Origin of the sequence: Minwuia sp. IMCC3060 (assembly GCF_029909435.1) — a bacterium.
Lineage (GTDB): Bacteria > Pseudomonadota > Alphaproteobacteria > Minwuiales > Minwuiaceae > Minwuia.
The window spans coordinates 153,662-169,966 of sequence record NZ_CP123782.1 but is presented as its reverse complement, the minus strand read 5'-3'; the positions used below and the strand labels follow the sequence as shown (position 1 = coordinate 169,966).

16 protein-coding genes are annotated in these 16,305 nt (G+C 64.8%); 7 read left to right on the top strand and 9 right to left on the bottom strand.

Annotated features, from left to right (window positions below; all coding sequences use genetic code 11):
- Positions 1-50 precede the first annotated feature (50 nt).
- Positions 51-524: a transcription elongation factor GreA gene (gene greA / locus QGV54_RS00770; protein WP_281018789.1), complete on the top strand. Its 474-nt coding sequence runs from the start codon at positions 51-53 to the stop codon at positions 522-524.
- Positions 525-642: 118 nt separating this feature from the next.
- Here the strand turns inward: greA and QGV54_RS00765 are convergent, their stop codons facing one another.
- On the bottom strand, positions 643-1,800 hold the full coding sequence (locus tag QGV54_RS00765; RefSeq protein WP_281018790.1) for a DUF2336 domain-containing protein: 1,158 nt from the start codon (positions 1,798-1,800) through the stop codon (positions 643-645).
- An 83-nt stretch (positions 1,801-1,883) separates the two neighbouring features.
- Here QGV54_RS00765 and QGV54_RS00760 point away from each other — a divergent pair, with 83 nt between their 5' ends.
- The gene (locus QGV54_RS00760; RefSeq protein WP_281018791.1) at positions 1,884-2,252 is read left to right on the top strand and encodes a TraR/DksA family transcriptional regulator; all 369 of its coding nucleotides are present in this window, start codon (positions 1,884-1,886) and stop codon (positions 2,250-2,252) included.
- A gap of 3 nt (positions 2,253-2,255) precedes the next feature.
- Complete coding sequence (locus tag QGV54_RS00755; protein WP_281018792.1) at positions 2,256-3,119, top strand: DMT family transporter; 864 nt, start codon at positions 2,256-2,258, stop codon at positions 3,117-3,119.
- Between the two features lie 12 nt (positions 3,120-3,131).
- Here QGV54_RS00755 and QGV54_RS00750 read toward each other — a convergent pair whose 3' ends face one another.
- The 4 genes from QGV54_RS00750 to QGV54_RS00735 are packed head-to-tail and all read right to left on the bottom strand — an operon-like array spanning position 3,132 to position 7,108.
- Positions 3,132-4,517 carry a cystathionine beta-synthase gene (locus tag QGV54_RS00750; RefSeq protein ID WP_281018793.1) on the bottom strand — a complete coding sequence of 462 codons (1,386 nt, stop codon included), beginning with the start codon at positions 4,515-4,517 and terminating at the stop codon, positions 3,132-3,134.
- A 37-nt stretch (positions 4,518-4,554) separates the two neighbouring features.
- The gene (locus tag QGV54_RS00745) at positions 4,555-5,559 is read right to left on the bottom strand and encodes a threonine/serine dehydratase (protein WP_281018794.1); all 1,005 of its coding nucleotides are present in this window, start codon (positions 5,557-5,559) and stop codon (positions 4,555-4,557) included.
- Positions 5,540-6,418: an alpha/beta hydrolase gene (locus QGV54_RS00740; RefSeq protein ID WP_281018795.1), complete on the bottom strand. Its 879-nt coding sequence runs from the start codon at positions 6,416-6,418 to the stop codon at positions 5,540-5,542. The genes QGV54_RS00745 and QGV54_RS00740 overlap by 20 nt, the downstream gene beginning before the upstream one ends.
- Complete coding sequence (locus QGV54_RS00735) at positions 6,419-7,108, bottom strand: haloacid dehalogenase type II (RefSeq protein WP_281018796.1); 690 nt, start codon at positions 7,106-7,108, stop codon at positions 6,419-6,421.
- A 178-nt stretch (positions 7,109-7,286) separates the two neighbouring features.
- Here QGV54_RS00735 and QGV54_RS00730 point away from each other — a divergent pair, with 178 nt between their 5' ends.
- On the top strand, positions 7,287-8,330 hold the full coding sequence (locus QGV54_RS00730) for an amino acid ABC transporter substrate-binding protein (RefSeq protein ID WP_281018797.1): 1,044 nt from the start codon (positions 7,287-7,289) through the stop codon (positions 8,328-8,330).
- 43 nt (positions 8,331-8,373) lie between these two features.
- Positions 8,374-10,341 carry an ATP-binding protein gene (locus QGV54_RS00725; protein WP_281018798.1) on the top strand — a complete coding sequence of 656 codons (1,968 nt, stop codon included), beginning with the start codon at positions 8,374-8,376 and terminating at the stop codon, positions 10,339-10,341.
- 51 nt (positions 10,342-10,392) lie between these two features.
- On the opposite strand, the gene QGV54_RS00720 is transcribed toward QGV54_RS00725, so the two are convergent.
- Positions 10,393-12,456: a lytic transglycosylase domain-containing protein gene (locus QGV54_RS00720; RefSeq protein WP_281018799.1), complete on the bottom strand. Its 2,064-nt coding sequence runs from the start codon at positions 12,454-12,456 to the stop codon at positions 10,393-10,395.
- A gap of 146 nt (positions 12,457-12,602) precedes the next feature.
- On the opposite strand from QGV54_RS00720, the gene dapA reads away from it, so the two are divergent.
- Positions 12,603-13,478 (top strand): 4-hydroxy-tetrahydrodipicolinate synthase, encoded by an 876-nt coding sequence (gene dapA / locus QGV54_RS00715; RefSeq protein ID WP_281018800.1) that lies wholly within the window; start codon positions 12,603-12,605, stop codon positions 13,476-13,478.
- A gap of 77 nt (positions 13,479-13,555) precedes the next feature.
- Complete coding sequence (gene smpB / locus QGV54_RS00710; RefSeq protein ID WP_281020038.1) at positions 13,556-14,008, top strand: SsrA-binding protein SmpB; 453 nt, start codon at positions 13,556-13,558, stop codon at positions 14,006-14,008.
- Between the two features lie 19 nt (positions 14,009-14,027).
- On the opposite strand, the gene QGV54_RS00705 is transcribed toward smpB, so the two are convergent.
- From QGV54_RS00705 to QGV54_RS00695, 3 genes are read right to left on the bottom strand one after another with little or no spacing between them, the layout of a single operon-like run.
- Positions 14,028-14,963, bottom strand: a complete 936-nt coding sequence (locus tag QGV54_RS00705) for an AEC family transporter (RefSeq protein WP_281018802.1) — start codon at positions 14,961-14,963, stop codon at positions 14,028-14,030.
- Positions 14,960-15,856 (bottom strand): hypothetical protein, encoded by an 897-nt coding sequence (locus QGV54_RS00700; RefSeq protein WP_281018803.1) that lies wholly within the window; start codon positions 15,854-15,856, stop codon positions 14,960-14,962. The genes QGV54_RS00705 and QGV54_RS00700 overlap by 4 nt, the downstream gene beginning before the upstream one ends.
- Positions 15,853-16,290, bottom strand: coding sequence for a thioesterase family protein (locus QGV54_RS00695; protein WP_281018804.1), 438 nt, complete (start codon positions 16,288-16,290; stop codon positions 15,853-15,855). Before QGV54_RS00695 ends, QGV54_RS00700 begins: the two co-directional genes overlap by 4 nt.
- Between the last annotated feature and the right edge of the window lie 15 nt (positions 16,291-16,305).

The window sequence follows — 16,305 nt, the reverse complement described above, 5'->3', positions numbered from 1 at the left end:
TGACAGCGACCGGCGCCTGTGTATCTCCCGGGTCCAGAGAAGGTATCGGCGTGGAACGTGTCCCAATGACGCTGAAAGGCCAGCAGCGCCTTGAAGCGGAACTGAAGAATCTGAAGTCGGTGGAACGCCCGGCCGTGATCCAGGCCATTGCCGAGGCGCGTGCGCACGGCGATCTGTCCGAAAACGCGGAATATCATGCCGCGAAGGAGAAGCAGGGCTTCATCGAGTCCCGCATCATGGAACTCGAGAGCGCGCTCAGCCGGGCGGAGGTGATCGACACCACCAAGATGTCCGGCGATACGGTCCGCTTCGGTGCCACGGTCGGCCTGGCCGACGTGGATACGGACGAGGAGAGCGAGTATCAGATCGTCGGCGTCGATGAAGCGGATATCGACAGCGGCCTGATCTCCATCACCAGCCCCATCGCGCGCGCCCTGATCGGCAAGTCGGAAGGTGACTCCGTCGACGTGCAGACACCGCGCGGCGAGAAATCCTACGAGATCATCGGGGTGAAGTGGGTCTGAGGGCGCTGCGACGCGGCTCGGCACAACCGTCTGTGACTTCGGCTGAAAAGCCCCGGACGTCTGTCTGAGCAGTCAGCCGGACGACCCGCAAGGGGATGTGGCGGCGGGAACGGGACGGTCAGGCGCGGGCGCGCGAGGCGCCGCCGGACCCGTCGGCGCGTCGCCGCAGTCGCGCCAGGACCTCTTCCAGACCTGTCGGGCTGATGTTGCTGTATTCATCGCTGATGCGGGAAATGATCCGATGAATGAAGGTCGGTTCGTCCATGCCTTCCCGCCGTTTCCGCGCCGCGGCAATCTCGTCACGGGAAACCCGGAAGGCGTGGAACATCAGTGAATCCAGACCTGATGCCTCGTAGAGGCGGCGGAAACCATCCAGACCGGCCCCATCCATGGCCCCCTTCACCCGCTGTTCCGGCCAGCCGCTGAGAGCCGTCATGCCGGCAATGAAGAACTGGTGGTCGCCCCCTGCCAGCACGCGCAGCATCAGGCTGGTGGACAGGCGGCCCTGCGCCTTCATGCGGGCCGCGAGTTCCTGCACTTCGGCAATGTCGTCGGAATTCCTGATGACCGACGCGACGGAGCGCTCCATGCCGTGCACGAAGATGTCCTCTGCCAGGATCGGCGGCAGGTCGCTGCGTTTCACCAGCGCATCCATCATCATGTCGGAGACGGTGCGGATGCACTGCTCGCTGACCACCAGGGAGACCAGCCGCTCCGCGGTCTTCAGCGGCAATCCGGGACGGGCGGCAACCGCGCCCATGACATGGGTGGATTCCTGAAACCGGTCGATGGCCCGGTCCAGGGCACCTGCCTGCAGGTCCGCGCCCGTGTTGCGGACAAGGGTCCCGACCGCCTGCTCCGTCCCGACGGAGACGATACGCTCCGAGACCACCGCGCTGACCGACTCCCGACCGGCGACGGCCACCTGATAGTCTTCGCCGCGCTCCAGTTGCTCCAGCAGCACGGCATCGTCCAGCAGTGACGACAGCCGCACGATGGGCAGGGCCACCGCATCAACGTCCGCGATCAGCCGTTCGATCATCGGTCGGGGCAGCATGGGTGATTCGGCAATATGTTCAGCCAGGGACTGGCGCACCGCCACGACGGAGTCCGCGACAAGCTGATCGACCAGTTCCAGTGCCACCCGCAGTTCCCGGGGCGAAAGCCCGGAACTTTTCATCAGGCGACCAACCTGCGCCGCCACCGTGGTCTTGTTGTCGGCGGACAGGGCACCGATGAGTCGCTGGACTTCCGAAACGTCTATCTGTGCGGTCATTACTTCGCTCCCAATGACACCTGACGATAGGCGGGGAGGCTTAATGCGGGATTAATGTGACGGGCGACGGCACAGCCTGATATATGCTGGCGATCCGAGATCAGGAGCGTGGCGTGCCGGATAATATCGAGGTACTGAGGGCGGCATTGCTGCAACGGCGGGACAGCCTGACAGGGCTGAGTGCCCTGTCGGCCAGTTCCCGCGATGCTGTCGAACTCGACCAGTCGCGCGTGGGCCGGCTTTCGCGCATGGACGCGCTGCAGCAGCAGGAGATGGCAAAGGCCTCGGAAAACCAGCGGACCCAGCAGGTCGCCCGCATCGATGCCGCACTTGCCCGCATCGCGAGCGGGGATTTCGGATATTGCGTCGACTGCGGGGAGGAGATCGCGGCGAAGCGCCTGGCCGTTGACCCCGCGACCCCGCTGTGTATCGACTGCGCCTCGGGTCGGTGAACCATGGATGATCACGTCAAGGGCCTGCTGATAACAGCGGGCGGTGTTCTGGCGATTACGCCGGATGCGCTGCTGATCAAGATGTCCGGCATGGCCGCGCCTTCGCTGTTCTTCTGGCGCGGAATGCTGGTGGCACTGATGATGACGCTGCCGTTCGTCTTCATCTGGCGCGGTCAGTTCATCGCCAACTGGCGCGCCATCGGCTGGCCCGGCATCGGCGTCGCCTGCTGCTACGCGATCAGTACCGGCTGCTTCGTTGCCGCGAACACCATGACCGTTGCCGCCAACGTCCTCGTCATCGTGGCCACGGCCCCGCTGTTCTCCTCCATCTTCTCCACCCTGCTGTTGCGGGAACCGACACCGCCACGCACATGGATCGCCTCCATCGTCGCCCTGGCCGGTGTCGCCCTTGTCGGCGCGGACGAGATCAGCCGCGACGCCGGTCTGGGGGAACTGCTGGCCCTCGGCTGTGCCGCCTTCGTGTCCCTGTCCTTCGTCATCATCCGCAAGGCCAAGTCGGTCAGCATGATCCCCGGCACGGCGCTCGGGGCCTTCATCATGGGGCTGGTCGGCTGTTTCTGGTTCGACGTGCCCGCCGGTGAGACCGAGTGGATGGCGGTGCTGGTCAGCGGTCTGTTCTTCATTCCGCTGGCCTATCTCGGCCTGACTGTCGGCCCCCGCTACATCTCCGCGCCGGAGGTGGGCCTGTTCCTGCTGCTGGAGACGGTGGTCGGCCCGATCTGGGTCTGGCTGATACTGGCCGAGACCCCCAACCAGTGGGGCCTGATCGGCGGCGCGCTGATCCTCAGCGCCCTGCTGGGCAATACGATCCTCGGCCTGCGCAACCGCTCCAGACGCTCCGCCTGAGGGGCCGGCGGGTCAGCCCTCGACCGCCTCCGCCATGTGGCGGCGCATGTTGTTGATCATGTCGACCTTGGTGATCAGCCCGAAGAACGTGCTGTCGCTGGCCACAATCGCCACCTTGTCGGCCCGCAGGATCGGCATCAGCTGCTCCAGCGGGGCATCGGGCGAGATGGTTTCCAGCCGGGTGACCATGAATTCGGAGACCGGACTCTGGAAGTTCTCCTCGTGACCGTGCACGGCCAGCAACAGGTCACTCTCGTCGATGATGCCGACAATGGCCCCGTCGGAGAGCACCGGCAGCTGCGAGATGTCGAACATGCGCAGGCGTGAATAGGTCGTCAGCAGGGTGTCGTCCGGGGAGACACTGACCACATCGCCCTCGTCAGCACGGCGAATGATCAGGTCGCGCAGATCGCCGTGCTTCTCCCGTTTCACCAGCCCCTGATCGACCAGCCAGGCCCTGTTGTAGGCCTTGCTGAGGTACTTGTTGCCGGTGTCGCAGACCAGGGTCACGACCCGTTTCGGTTCCGTCTGCTCCCGGCAGTAGCGCAGGGCCGCGGCGAGCAGTGTGCCGGTGGAGGAACCGCCCAGGATCCCTTCCTTCGACAGCAGCAGCTGGATCGCTTCGAACGCCTCCGTGTCCGAGACCGTGATACCGCGGCTGATGACGCTCAGATCACAGTTGGGGGGGATGAAGTCCTCCCCGATCCCCTCCACCAGCCAGGACCCGACCTCATTGGGGACATTGCCGGTATTCGCCGCCTCCGCCACGACAGAGCCCTCAGGGTCGGCAACCACCATCTCCGTTTTCGGCGAGTTTGCCCGCATGAAGCGGCCGATACCGGTGATCGTGCCGCCGGAGCCCACGCCACAGAACACCGCATCCACGTCGCCGTCCATCTGCGCCAGGATCTCCGGCCCGGTCCCGGTCTCATGCGCCTCCGGGTTGGCGGGATTGGAGAACTGATCGACCCAGAATGCCCCCGGAATCTCCCGCTGCAGCCGCTCCGCAATGTCCTGGTAGTACTCCGGATGGCCCTTGCCGACGTCGGAACGGGTCAGCCGCACCTCGACCCCCAGCGCCTTCAGGTGCTGGATCTTGTCCAGGCTCATCTTGTCGGGGATGACCAGGATCAGGCGATAGCCCTTCAGTGCCGCGACAAGCGCCAGGCCCAGGCCGGTATTGCCCGCCGTCGCCTCGATCAGGGTGCCGCCCGGCTTCAGCCGCCCGTCCCGTTCGGCGGCCTCGATCATCGACAGGCCGATGCGATCCTTGATCGAGCCACCGGGATTCTGGCTCTCCAGCTTGGCGAACAGCCGACAGGGCCCGGTATCCAGATTGGTAAGTTCGACCATCGGCGTGTTGCCGATCAGTTGCAGCACGGACGTGGGTACAGGCATGACAATCTCCCCCGGATTTCGGGGCAGCATAGCTCTCTCAGGATGCCGGCGCGAGGGTATCGGCAAAAAGGGCCGGATCGACGTTGCCGCCCGACGCCACCACCACGACTGTCCGGCCCGCGACCGGCAGCTTGCCCGACAGGACCGCCGCCAGAGCGACGCAGCCCCCGGGCTCGATGACGACCTTCAGTTCGGCGAAGGCGTCTGCCATTGCCTGCCGGACTTCCCCGTCGCTGACCGTGAGACCACCGGAGAGTGTCCGCTGATTGACAGGAAACGTCAGTTCTCCCGGCTGTGGCGTCATGATCGCGTCACAGATGCTGGCCGGCGTGGCCGTGTTGGCGACCCGGGTTCCGGATTGCAGGGAACGCGCCGTATCGTCATATCCCTCCGGCTCCACTGCGAACAGCGCCAGATCGGGAAAGGCCGCCTTCATGGCTGTGGAGAAACCGGCCATCAGGCCACCCCCGCCTGTCGGCGCCAGCGCCAGATCCGGCACGGCGTCCAGTTCCGCACACTGCTGTGCGCATTCCAGGCCCGACGTGCCCTGCCCGGCCATGATCAGCGGATCGTCATAAGGCTTCACCAGCGTCAGCCCCTGCTCCGCCGCGATCTGTCTGCCGATGGCCTCCCGGCTTTCGCCATGCCGGTCATAGAGCACGATTGCGGCACCATATTCAGCCGTGTTGCGCTGCTTCATGGCCGGGGCATCGCGCGGCATGATGATGGTCGCCGGGACGCCGAACATCTGCGCCGCGCGGGCGACACCCTGGGCGTGATTGCCGGATGAATAGGCGAGAATCCCGCGGGCGCGCACCTCCGGATCCATGGCGGCCAGCCGGTTGTAGGCACCGCGGAACTTGAACGACCCGGTGTGCTGCAGGCATTCCGCCTTCACCAGCAGCCGACCACCGATCCTGTCGTTCAGCCGGGCGGATTCCAGCAGGGGCGTGCGGCGGACGATGCCATCGATGCGTGCCGCCGCGGCCTGTATGTCGGACAGCGCAAATTCGGTAACGGGTTCAGTGGTGGCCAGTGTCATCGCAGCGCTCCAGAAACGCGAGAATTCGAGGCAGGCAGGCAGGTTCGGTCATGGAGGGGGCATGACCGCGGTTTTCCAGCGTGACCAGTTCCAGATCAGGTTTCTCGCGCTGCATGCGGGCGACGGTCTCGGCCTTCAGCACATCCGAGAGCGCCCCGTGAACCAGAAGTGCCGGCAGATGGGCCAGACCCCGGAACAGCGCCCAAAGGTCCGGCAGGGCACCCGACTTCGCCTGCTCGGCCAGGGCATCGCGCAGCTTCAGGTCATAGTCCAGCTTCCAGTTGTTCGCGACCGGGTCATGGGTATAGGTCCCCTCCGCATTGGTCAGCCAGTCCTCCTCCGACCAGTCGGGAAACGCGGCCCCATAGGTCTGGCGCATGGCTTCCGCCGCCTTCGCCAGCGTGGCGTGGCGCTGATCGACACCCACGTAGTCGAGGATCCGTGTCTGTCCGTCGGCCGATATGTCCGGTCCGACATCATTGATCACCAGTCCGGCCAGCGCCGCCGGAATGGCCACGGTCAGCGCCATCGCCAGCAGTCCGCCGAGCGAGGTTCCGATGACGATGACCCGGTGAATGTCCTCCACCGCCAGCAGGTGCATGACATCACTGATGTAGCTGCCGGGCGCATAGGTGCGGTAGTCGGCATGGGCGGACTGCCCCCGCCCGCGATAGTCGGGACAGAGCACCAGCCGGTCCTGCCCCAGCCGCGTTGCCAGCTTGTTGAAGTCCTTGGAATTCCGCGTCAGTCCCGCAAGGCACAGCACGGGTGTCCCGTCGAGCGCGCGGTCACCATATCGCCGGTAGTGAATGCGGGTCCCGTCCTGGGCCGAGAAGTGATGCGTGCTGAAATCCGACACTCAGACAGCTCCTACGATGCGCGCGAGACCGGACAGATCGCTGATCTGCATGTCCGGCCGGGACGGTATCCGTTCCTCCGCCTGTCCGAAGCGATTGACCCAGACGACGTTGAACCCGAAGGCCTTTGCGGCATGGGCATCCCATGCATTCGATGACTGGAAACTCATCTCCGACCGCTTCAGCCCGAAGGTTTCCTCCGGCAATCCATAGACCGACGGATGGGGCTTGAACACACCCACCGCCTCCACCGTCAGCACCGCATCCAGCAGATCACCGATCCCCGCGTTGCTGACTGCCGCATCCAGCATGTCCGGGGACCCGTTCGAGAGGATGGCCGTGCGAATCCCGGCGGCCTTCAGGTCGCGCAGCATCTGCGGCACCTCCGGATAGGCATCCAGCCTGAGGTAGAGATCGGCCAGCTCATCGCGCAGCGCATCATCCCGGATCGACAGCGATGCCATCGCGTAGTCCAGCGCATCCAGGGTCACCTGCCAGAAGGTTGCATGATGCCCCATCAGGCCGCGCAGCCAGGTGTACTGCAGCTGCTTGGCACGCCAGGTCTCCGCCAGCGGCTGCCACTTGTCGCCCAGACTGTCGGCGCAATGCCTGGCGGCTGCATTCACGTCGAACAGCGTGCCATAGGCATCGAAGACGCAGGCGCGTATTCCCGGCAAATGCTTCTCGGTCATTCGAAATCTCCATGACGCAGGCCAATCCGGCCTGGTGCGGCGTCAATGTAGTGCAATCGGCCCCGGGGCTGAAACCGGTCAGGCATTTCCATTCAATGCCTGTTCGGGCAATCATATTTTAACCAACCGTGGGGAATGATGCGATCCCGCCCCGAATGCCGCCGCCCGGGAGAAGTTCATGATACGCCGCCTCCACTGCCAGAACAGCGTGGTCTTCGCCCTGGTGATCGGCCTGTGCCTTGCCGTCCTGCCGCACAGACCCTCCGATGCCGGCCCCGTGCTTGAACGCATCCAGGTGGATGGTGTGGTTCGGTGTGGCGTCACGGCCAGCGGCGTCGGCCTCTCCGAGGTTGGCGTTTCAGGCAAGTGGGAAGGCTTCTTCGTCGATTTCTGCCGCGCACTGGCTTCCGCTGTTCTGGACGACCCGGAGGCATTCGAACCGGTTGAGGTCGATGACATCGTACGGTTTCAGGCACTGGCCAATGGGGCGTTCGATGTCCTGATGGCCAATACCACGTGGACGATCGGGCGCGACACGGCGCTGGGTATCACCTTCGCCGATGTGCTGCTGTATGACGGACAGGGATTTCTCGCGCACCGGTCCCTGGGTGCAACCTCGCTGGCCGAGGTCAAGAGCGGCACGGTCTGCGTGCCCGGCGGCACCACGACAGTGAAGAACCTGTCGGAGCTGACGGCCGGCCTGAATGGCCGGATCAGGGCCATCGAGTTCAATTCGTCCGAAGCGCTCTACGATGCCTTCTTCTCGCGGCGCTGTGACATCATCACCTATGACCTCTCCCCGCTGGCGTCCCTGAAGCAGACCAGGGCAAATGATTCGGACAACTTTGTCCTGTTCCCCGACATCGTCTCCAAGGAACCGCTGTCTTCGGTGATCCAGCGTGGCGACGATGAATGGTTCCACATCGTGCGCTGGGTCAGCCGCGCCCTGGTCGCCGCCGAGGAACTGGGCATCACGAGCGCCAATGTCGAGCAGATGCGCGAGAACGGTACGCCCGAAATTCGGCGGCTGCTGGGGTCCGACAGCCAGATCGGACTGGGCATGGGGCTCAGCAATGACTGGGCCTATCGCATGATCCGGGACCTCGGCAACTACGGTGAGATCTACGAACGCCACCTTGGCGAAGGCGGGCTGGGCATTCCACGGGGGCTGAACGGTCTCTGGCGTGATGGTGGCCTGCACTACGCTCCGCCGATTCGTTGAGCTATCATGCAGGAATCAGCATCTGCGGCCGGGAGGCATCGCGTTGACACGGCTTGACCGGAAGGTTTCGGTTTCGACCAAGTTCTCTGCTGCGCTTGTCCTGACCCTGATGGTCATGGTGGGGGCAGGCGGTGTCGCGCTCTATTCCCTGACGCGTCTGGCAGACGGTTACGACAGTGTCGCGACCCGGACCATCCCGAAGCTGACCAGCGCGGCGCGTCTTGACCGCATCTCGAGCTCCATTGGGGCAACCGCTTCGCGACTGGTGGCAAGCAAGTCCGACTATGTGCGCATGACGATCGCAAACCGGCTCGACGACAATATCAAGGCCCTGGACGAGGCGCTTGAGACCTTCGACCTCGGACCTCTTGCCGGCGGCATCGGAGATCGCAGCCTTGTGCTGCAGGTCAGCGAGAACCGCGACAGCATGCGCGAGAACCTTGCGGAACTGAGCCTGATCGTCGCCAGGCGGATCCGGACTGAGGAGCAGATCGAGCGCATCCTGGACCAGGCGGATCGCCTGACCGACGAGATCACGGACCGCCTGTCACAGTCCAGCGATTCCGCCTTCGGAAAAGAATGGCTGATCAACCTCGGCTGGGCGCTGGAGTCGATGGTTTCCGTGGGCAATGCCGAGAGCCGCTTCCAGATCGACCGCGCGCAGCAGAAGTATGTCACAAGCCGCCACGCCGGACTCACGGGCCTGAGCGGCAACGATTTCGGCGCAGCGGATGATTCCACGGAGGCGGGCCTGCGCGCCGCCGAACTGAAGGAGCTTGGCTGGCGGCTGTCGCGCTATCTCGGCAGCAACCATCATGTCTTCGAACTTGCCCGGGTGCGGCTGGCGCTGATGGCGCAGGAAAATGGGCTGCTTTCCCGCAACAAGCGCCTTTCAAGTCGACTGACGAGTTCGGTCTCCGACCTGTTCCACACCATGCAGGAGCGCATCGACAGCCGGAACGCGGAACTTGGCAAGCTGGAGCGGGAGAGCGAAATGACCCTGCTCTTTGCCTTTCTGGCCGGTGTTGCCCTGATCCTCGGCCTGCTCGCCTACCTGCGGCTGAGCGTGCTGAAACGCCTTTCGGAACTGCAGCGGGCAATCCTGCGTCACGTCGATGGGGACAGGGTCGAGATCCCGGTACAGGGCCAGGACGAGATCGCGGATATCGGACAGTCCCTGCGCTATCTCGTCGGCATGCTGTCGGAACGCGAGCAGAACCTGCGCAACGCGAAGCTGAATGCCGAACACCTGGCCGACAGGGCCGAGGCGGCCAACAGGGCGAAGTCGATGTTCCTGGCCAACATGAGCCACGAACTGCGCACACCGCTGAACGCCATCATCGGCTTCTCGGAAATGATCACCCTTTTCGTCAACAAGCCGGAACGGAACCAGGAGTACGCGAATTACATCAGCACCAGTGGCAGGCATCTGCTGACCGTGATCAACGAGGTGCTGGACTATTCGAAGATCGAGGCCGGCAAGATGGAACTGACGCGGGAGGATGCGCGCTTTGCCCACATCCTCCGCGAGACCCATCCGCTGATCGAGTTCCAGTTGAAGACGGCGGGCCTGACCCTGCGTCAGGACGTGCCGCAGGACCTGCTGATCAATGTCGATCCGCAGGCATTGCGCCAGATGCTGGTGAACCTGCTTTCCAATGCCATCAAGTTCTCGCCCAACGGTCGGGAGATCCTGCTGCGCGTGCGGCTGCAACCGGACGCCTGCGAGATAGCCGTCATCGACGAGGGGGTTGGAATCCCCAGCGCCCAGCTCGATGCGGTGATGATGCCGTTCCAGCAGGCGCGCAACGACTATGTCGCAACCGGTGAGACCGGGACCGGCCTGGGACTCGCCATCGTCGACAATCTGATGCGCCTGCATGGCGGAACCGTACGCATCGAAAGTCAGGAAGGTGTCGGCACAACCGTGCGGTTGCTGTTTCCCGCCGATATCGTGGTCCCGAATTCGTCGAAGCAACCAAAGCTCACTGTTGTCGCTTCACGCACCTGATCGTCCAACCAGGCGGTGGCGGGCGGCCCATGGCTGCCCCTTGCCCAACCCTCAACGCAACACGATGCGCAGACCGTCGGAGCGGATACCAAGGTCACGTGCCAGCCGCAGGTCATGACCGCCTTCCATGCGTACGCGATAGACCTGAAGCGACTCCAGCACCCGCTGGACATAGTTCCGCGTCTCCGAGAACGGAATGCGCTCCACCCAGTCGACCGGGTCGACGGTTCCGTTGCGGGGATCGCCATGTGCCTCGATCCAGCGTTTCACCCGATGCGGCCCGGCATTGTAGGCGGCAATCGCCATCGGCAGGTAACCATCGAAGTCACGGATCTGCCACGCCAGGTAGGTGCTGCCCAATCGCGCATTGTAGGCCGGATCATCCGTCAGACGGCGCGGCTGGTACGCCGCTTCCGTCTCCCGCGCGACCAGCCGCGCGGTGCCTGGCATCAGCTGCATGAGCCCGCGTGCGCCCGCATGGCTGACGGCCTTCGGGTTGAAGGCGCTTTCCTGCCGCGCGATGGCGTGGGCCAGTGCCGGTCCGACCTCCAGATCACCAGTCAGGTCCGCAGTCAGCGGCCAGGTGATGGAAGGCAGCATGACCTGATCCAGCGCCGCCAGCTTGCCCGCCAGAACCTGCAGGTCGGCACGCTCCAGCCGCTGCGCCATGTCCCCGAGCAGCAGACGGCGTTCGGCACCGGTTGCCGACTGCCCCATGTGGGTCAGGAACATGCGGGCCAGATGGTCCTGCCCGACCTCCACCAGCAGCCGCGTTATCTGCACCAGCGGCAACTGGTCGAATTCCGCGCGCGCGGCGGCGCTGATCGCAGGCTCCGCCGGCAGTTCCAGACGCCCGCCGCCAATGGCCAGCCGGCCCAGCTGCCCATAGTAGGTGCCCACATGGGTGGCGGCGCGACGGAACCATTCGGCGGCACGGGCCGGGTCCTGCAGCGCCTGGTGCGCCCGGGCAATCCAGTAGGCCCCCCGAGCGCGGCTGACCGGATAGGCAACATTGTCGAACAGGGTCTCGAAGTGGCGCAGGGCAATCCGCGGCCTGTCCAGATAGCGCAGCGCGATCCAGCCAGCCTCGAACTCGCCCTGGGCGAAGGCCGCACCGCGCTCCATTCCGTGTTCGCTGGCAATGCGCCAAGCCTTCTCGTAGGCATCATCGGCGAGCAACTCGCGGATCTGTATGCGCCGCTCGATCCACCAAAGGTCAGGACGCGCGCCATGGTCGGGACCGGAAAGCAGGATTTCCTGCGCCCCCTCATGCCGCCCCGCACGACGGCGCCAGCGGGTCCGGTCATACAGCAGTCCGGGATCGCGCTGCAGGTGCGCGGGCACTGCCGCCAATGCGCTGTCGACATTCGGACGCCTGTACATCAGGGCGAGACGCGCCCTGGCCAGCCGTTTCAGGTCGTCGGGAACCAGCGGCAACATCCTGGTCGCGGCGGCGCGGTGCTTCGACCACAGCAACCGGTCCAGGCGCGCGGCATGATCTTCGGCTGTCAGCCCGCTGCGAAAGCCGGAAAGCAGCCTGCGCTCATCAGCCAGGTCGAAATCCGCATCGCGCCAGAGGTCGCGCGCGATCTTCGTGGCGCCGGTCGGGTCCGATGACTTCTGTACCAGGGCGAGATGCAGCTTGCCCAGCCGCGTCAGCGCAGGCCGGCTGGCGAAGTGGCTGTTGATCGCCGCCGCATCCTCGGTCGCCAGCACGGCCTCTTCCAGGCGGATCGCCAGCCTGGTGTGTCCGGGCATGTCCGGCTGTTCCGCGATGAACTGCCGGATGGCATCCGGATCGTCCTGCCGTCCGTTGCGTATCCGCAGCCAGTCCAGCACCGGCACAAGCCGCCGATCCTGCACGGGCGCCAGCAGCAGCGGCACCGTTTCCCACAAATGTCGCTGTCCGGCCGCGAAGGCGGCACGGTAGGCGATGACATCCGCATTGGAGAGCTCACCACTGCGAAGCGAGTCCGCACGGAAGGGGTTGGGCGGTGGCACAGGCGTGGTCCCGGCCCGGGATGACGCCCCGGGCACAGCCAGCACCACAAGCACGGAGAGAGCGGCAAGCCCGGGCAACAGTCGGATGCGAAACACGACAGATGGCTCCATCATTCGAATCATCCGCGCTACAATAGCGATGCAAACCGCCAACCGTCTTCACAATGCGGTTGTCGCGGTGTTGCCAGTACAAATACAAATGCACTAGAAGTGCGCGGCCCGCAGACGCGCGGGTCAACGAAATCCTGGGAGCGAAAGTCATGGACATCAAGGGGTCGATACCGGCACTGATCACGCCGTTCACGAACGGCGCCGTCGATGAGAAGGCCTTTCGCGACCATTGTGACTGGCAGATCAGGGAAGGCAGTCATGGCCTGGTGCCCACCGGCACCACCGGCGAATCCCCGACACTGAGCCACGCGGAGCACCGCCGGGTGGTGGAACTGTGCATCGAGGCTGCGGCCGGTCGTGTGCCGGTCATCGCCGGCACGGGCTCCAACAATACGCTGGAGGCGGTGGCCCTGACCCGCCACGCCAAGGAAGCCGGTGCCGACGCCGCGCTGGTGGTCACGCCCTACTACAACAAGCCGAGCCAGGAAGGCATGTACCGTCACTTCGCGGAAGTGGCCGCCGTCGGCCTGCCGATCATCATCTACAATATCCCGCCCCGGTCGATCGTCGACATGACGCCGGAGACCATGGGCCGTCTGGCAGAACTGCCGGAGGTCATCGGGGTCAAGGACGCGACCGCGAAGCTGGACCGCGTCTCGCTGCAGCGCATCACCTGCGGTACCGGCTTCATCCAGCTTTCGGGCGAGGACGGGACCGCGCTGGCGCACATGGCGCATGGTGGCCGAGGCTGCATCTCGGTGACCGCCAATGTCGCGCCGAAGCTCTGCGCAGCCTTCCAGGAGGCCTGCCTGGCCGGTGACTACGCCACCGCGCTGGAATTGCAGGACCGGCTGATGCCGCTGCATGTCGCGCTGTTCCTGGAGCCCAGCCCGGCCCCGGTGAAATATGCGCTGTCGCGCGTTCGCGAGGTGTCGGACGAGGTCCGGTTGCCCGTGGTCCCCGTCGGCCAGGAAACCCGCGACCGGGTTGACGCCGCGCTGCGTCATGCCGGACTGCTGAACTGAACGGGCTCCTGCCCCGGTCCCGCTGCTGACGGGATCGCGGCGGGAACCTTCCAACACGGTACAAGGACGCCTGCCTCGTGGGACGGACAATCGCGGAAAATCGCAAGGCCCGGTACAACTACTTCATCGAGGATACGATGGAGGCCGGGATCGTCCTGACCGGAACCGAGGTCAAGGCACTGCGCCAGGGCCGCGCCAACATCGCGGAATCCTATGCGTCACCGGAGGGTGACGAACTCTGGCTGATCAACGCGCATATCCCCGAGTACAAGGCAGGGAACCGCCACAATCACGAACCGACACGCCGCCGCAAGCTGTTGCTGAAACGCAAGGAGATCGAGCGGCTCGCCGGCGCCCGCAACAAGCAGGGCATGACCCTGGTGCCGCTGAAGCTCTACTTCAATGATCGCGGGCTGGCGAAACTGTCGGTCGGTCTCGCCAAGGGCAAGAAGCTGCATGACAAGCGGGCCACGGAGAAGGACCGCGACTGGAACCGCCAGAAACAGCGTCTGATACGGGAAAAGGGTTAGGCCGGTTCCGGCGGACGGCTCAGCCGCCCATGTAGATCAGGATGCCGGAGACGCTCAGGACAGCTATCCCGGTGGTGACCAGGACAATCGTCGAGGCACGTGCGCTGGCCACGCCATACTGCGTTGCAAGCACGAAGATGTTGGCCCCTGACGGCAACCCGGCGATCAGAACGATCAGCGCCACCGTCTCGTCGGGCAGATCGAGCAGCAGGGCGCCCGCCACCCAGGCCAGCAGGGGCATCAGCGCCAGTTTCAGGACCACCGCGAAGCCGACCTCCCCCTTGCCCTCCGCGATGGGGCGGCCATAGAGCGACCCGCCAAGCGCGAACAGGGCGCACGGCCCGGCGGCACCGCCCAGCAGACTGCCGAAGCGATCCACCGGCTCCGGGATCGGAATCCGGAGGATGCCGATGACCACGCCGACCAGCATCGCGATCATGAAGGGGTTGCGCAGGAACCCCCTGAACACCTGGGCAAACAGCCTTGGTACGGAAATCGGCCCCGGGGCCGCAGCCTCCATGCAGAACATGGTCAGGGAGATGATGATCAGATTGTCTGCCACCACGATCATGCCTGCCGGCGGCCCGGCGGCGGGGCCAAGCGAAGCCAGGGCCAGCGGAATGCCCAGATAGACGATATTGCCGAACGACGATGCCCCGGCGATCACCGCGCGTTCCTGAAACGTGTTGCGGAACAGTGCCGCCCCACCGAGCAGTGCAATCAGGAAGACCGTCACCGAAGTGCCGGAGTAGGCCACGATCACCCGCCAGTCGAACAGGTCCAGGATCGGCGCCCGCGCCATGGTGAAGAACAGCATTGCCGGCAGGGCAAAGAAATAGACGAAGGTATTGAGGCCGTTCAGCGCGGCCTCCCCCATCAGGCGAAAGCGCATGGCCGCGAAACCGACCAGAACCATCGCGAACAGGGGCAGGACCGCATTGATGACAGAGGTCATGCGACGGGCTGCATCAACAGCTTCTCGGCCCTTTTCCTGTATTCATCTCCCGGCGTTGCGGGCTGCCCCGTCTGCCGGTCAAAGAACGCCAGCACATAGTCGACCACAGCAATCGGACGGTCGTTTCCCACGTCGTGAATCAGGTGCCGGAAGCTGCAGGACCGCTTGCCGAAACCGACAAGGCCGGTGTGGGCGGTCAGCAGATCGCCCATGGCCGGAACATGGAACTGGGTGACCTGCAGCGCGTTGACGCCTGATGCGAAATGCGACCCGGTCACCAGATCGCGGGTCAGACCAGCCTCGATCTGCGTCGCCCAGAGACCCCGCGTCACCACATCGAACAGGGCCCGCGGGGTCATGCGACCGGACGGGTCGCCATCACGGGTCTCCACCGTCCCGAGCCAGCTCTGCCGCATTGCCGGATCACGGGCGGGCGGGTGCGTGACTTCCGGCATGGCGCGCAAGGGCGCCACAGGTTCCGCGCCGCCCATGACCACCGGCTCGAGGAACGCACCGGTTTCGACGTCGAACCGGTCGATCCCCGTCTCGAAGCAGGTCAGCACGACATTATCGTGACTGCGCAGCAGGCGACCGCTGAGTCTTCCATGGCCATCAGCCGTTTCGGCCACCTTGCCAACGATGAAACCGGCATCCCCGGCGGCCATCTCCCGGCGATAGTCGATCCGCAGGCGGCGGGCGCCGAAGCCGACCCCCTCCGACCGGGCGTCAAAGGGATTGATGCCGGCCTGCAGCAGCCAGCCCTGACGCGCGTCGTCGATGGCGTGCGCGGTATGCTGGATGTTCACATGCACGCCAAGGCCGCGTTGCCACTGGTTGAAGGTGCCGCGCCAGAGCGATGGCAGCCCTTCCCAGCTCCCGGTGTCGTCACTCATGCCGCCAGATCCTCCGCCGTGCAGATGAAACGGCTGGCCAATGCGACCACATCGTCGGGCAGTTCCGTGCGACGACGCAGTGCCAGGTCAATCGGCGTACCAATCGATTGCGCCGTCAGCGCCAGCTTGCCATCGGTCAGACGCGTCATCCTGTGCGCCGTGATGACCCGCCCGGGCTCGAACACCAGAAAGCCGGTCTCCACGCGAAACAGGTCCCCCGCGCGCAGTTCGCGCCGATAGTTCAGTTCCATCTTCGTCGCCGCGATCCCGAGCTTTCGGTCCTGTATCGCCTGCCGGTGCAGACCGATCAGCGACATCATGTGGAAGTAACCGTCCGACAGGGCGGCATCATAGAACTGCACGTTCATGTGCCCGAAGTGATCGCACTGGTCCGCCCGCACGACACCGCGCACGGTTTCCGTCATTCCCGTCATCCGCTACCTGCCGAT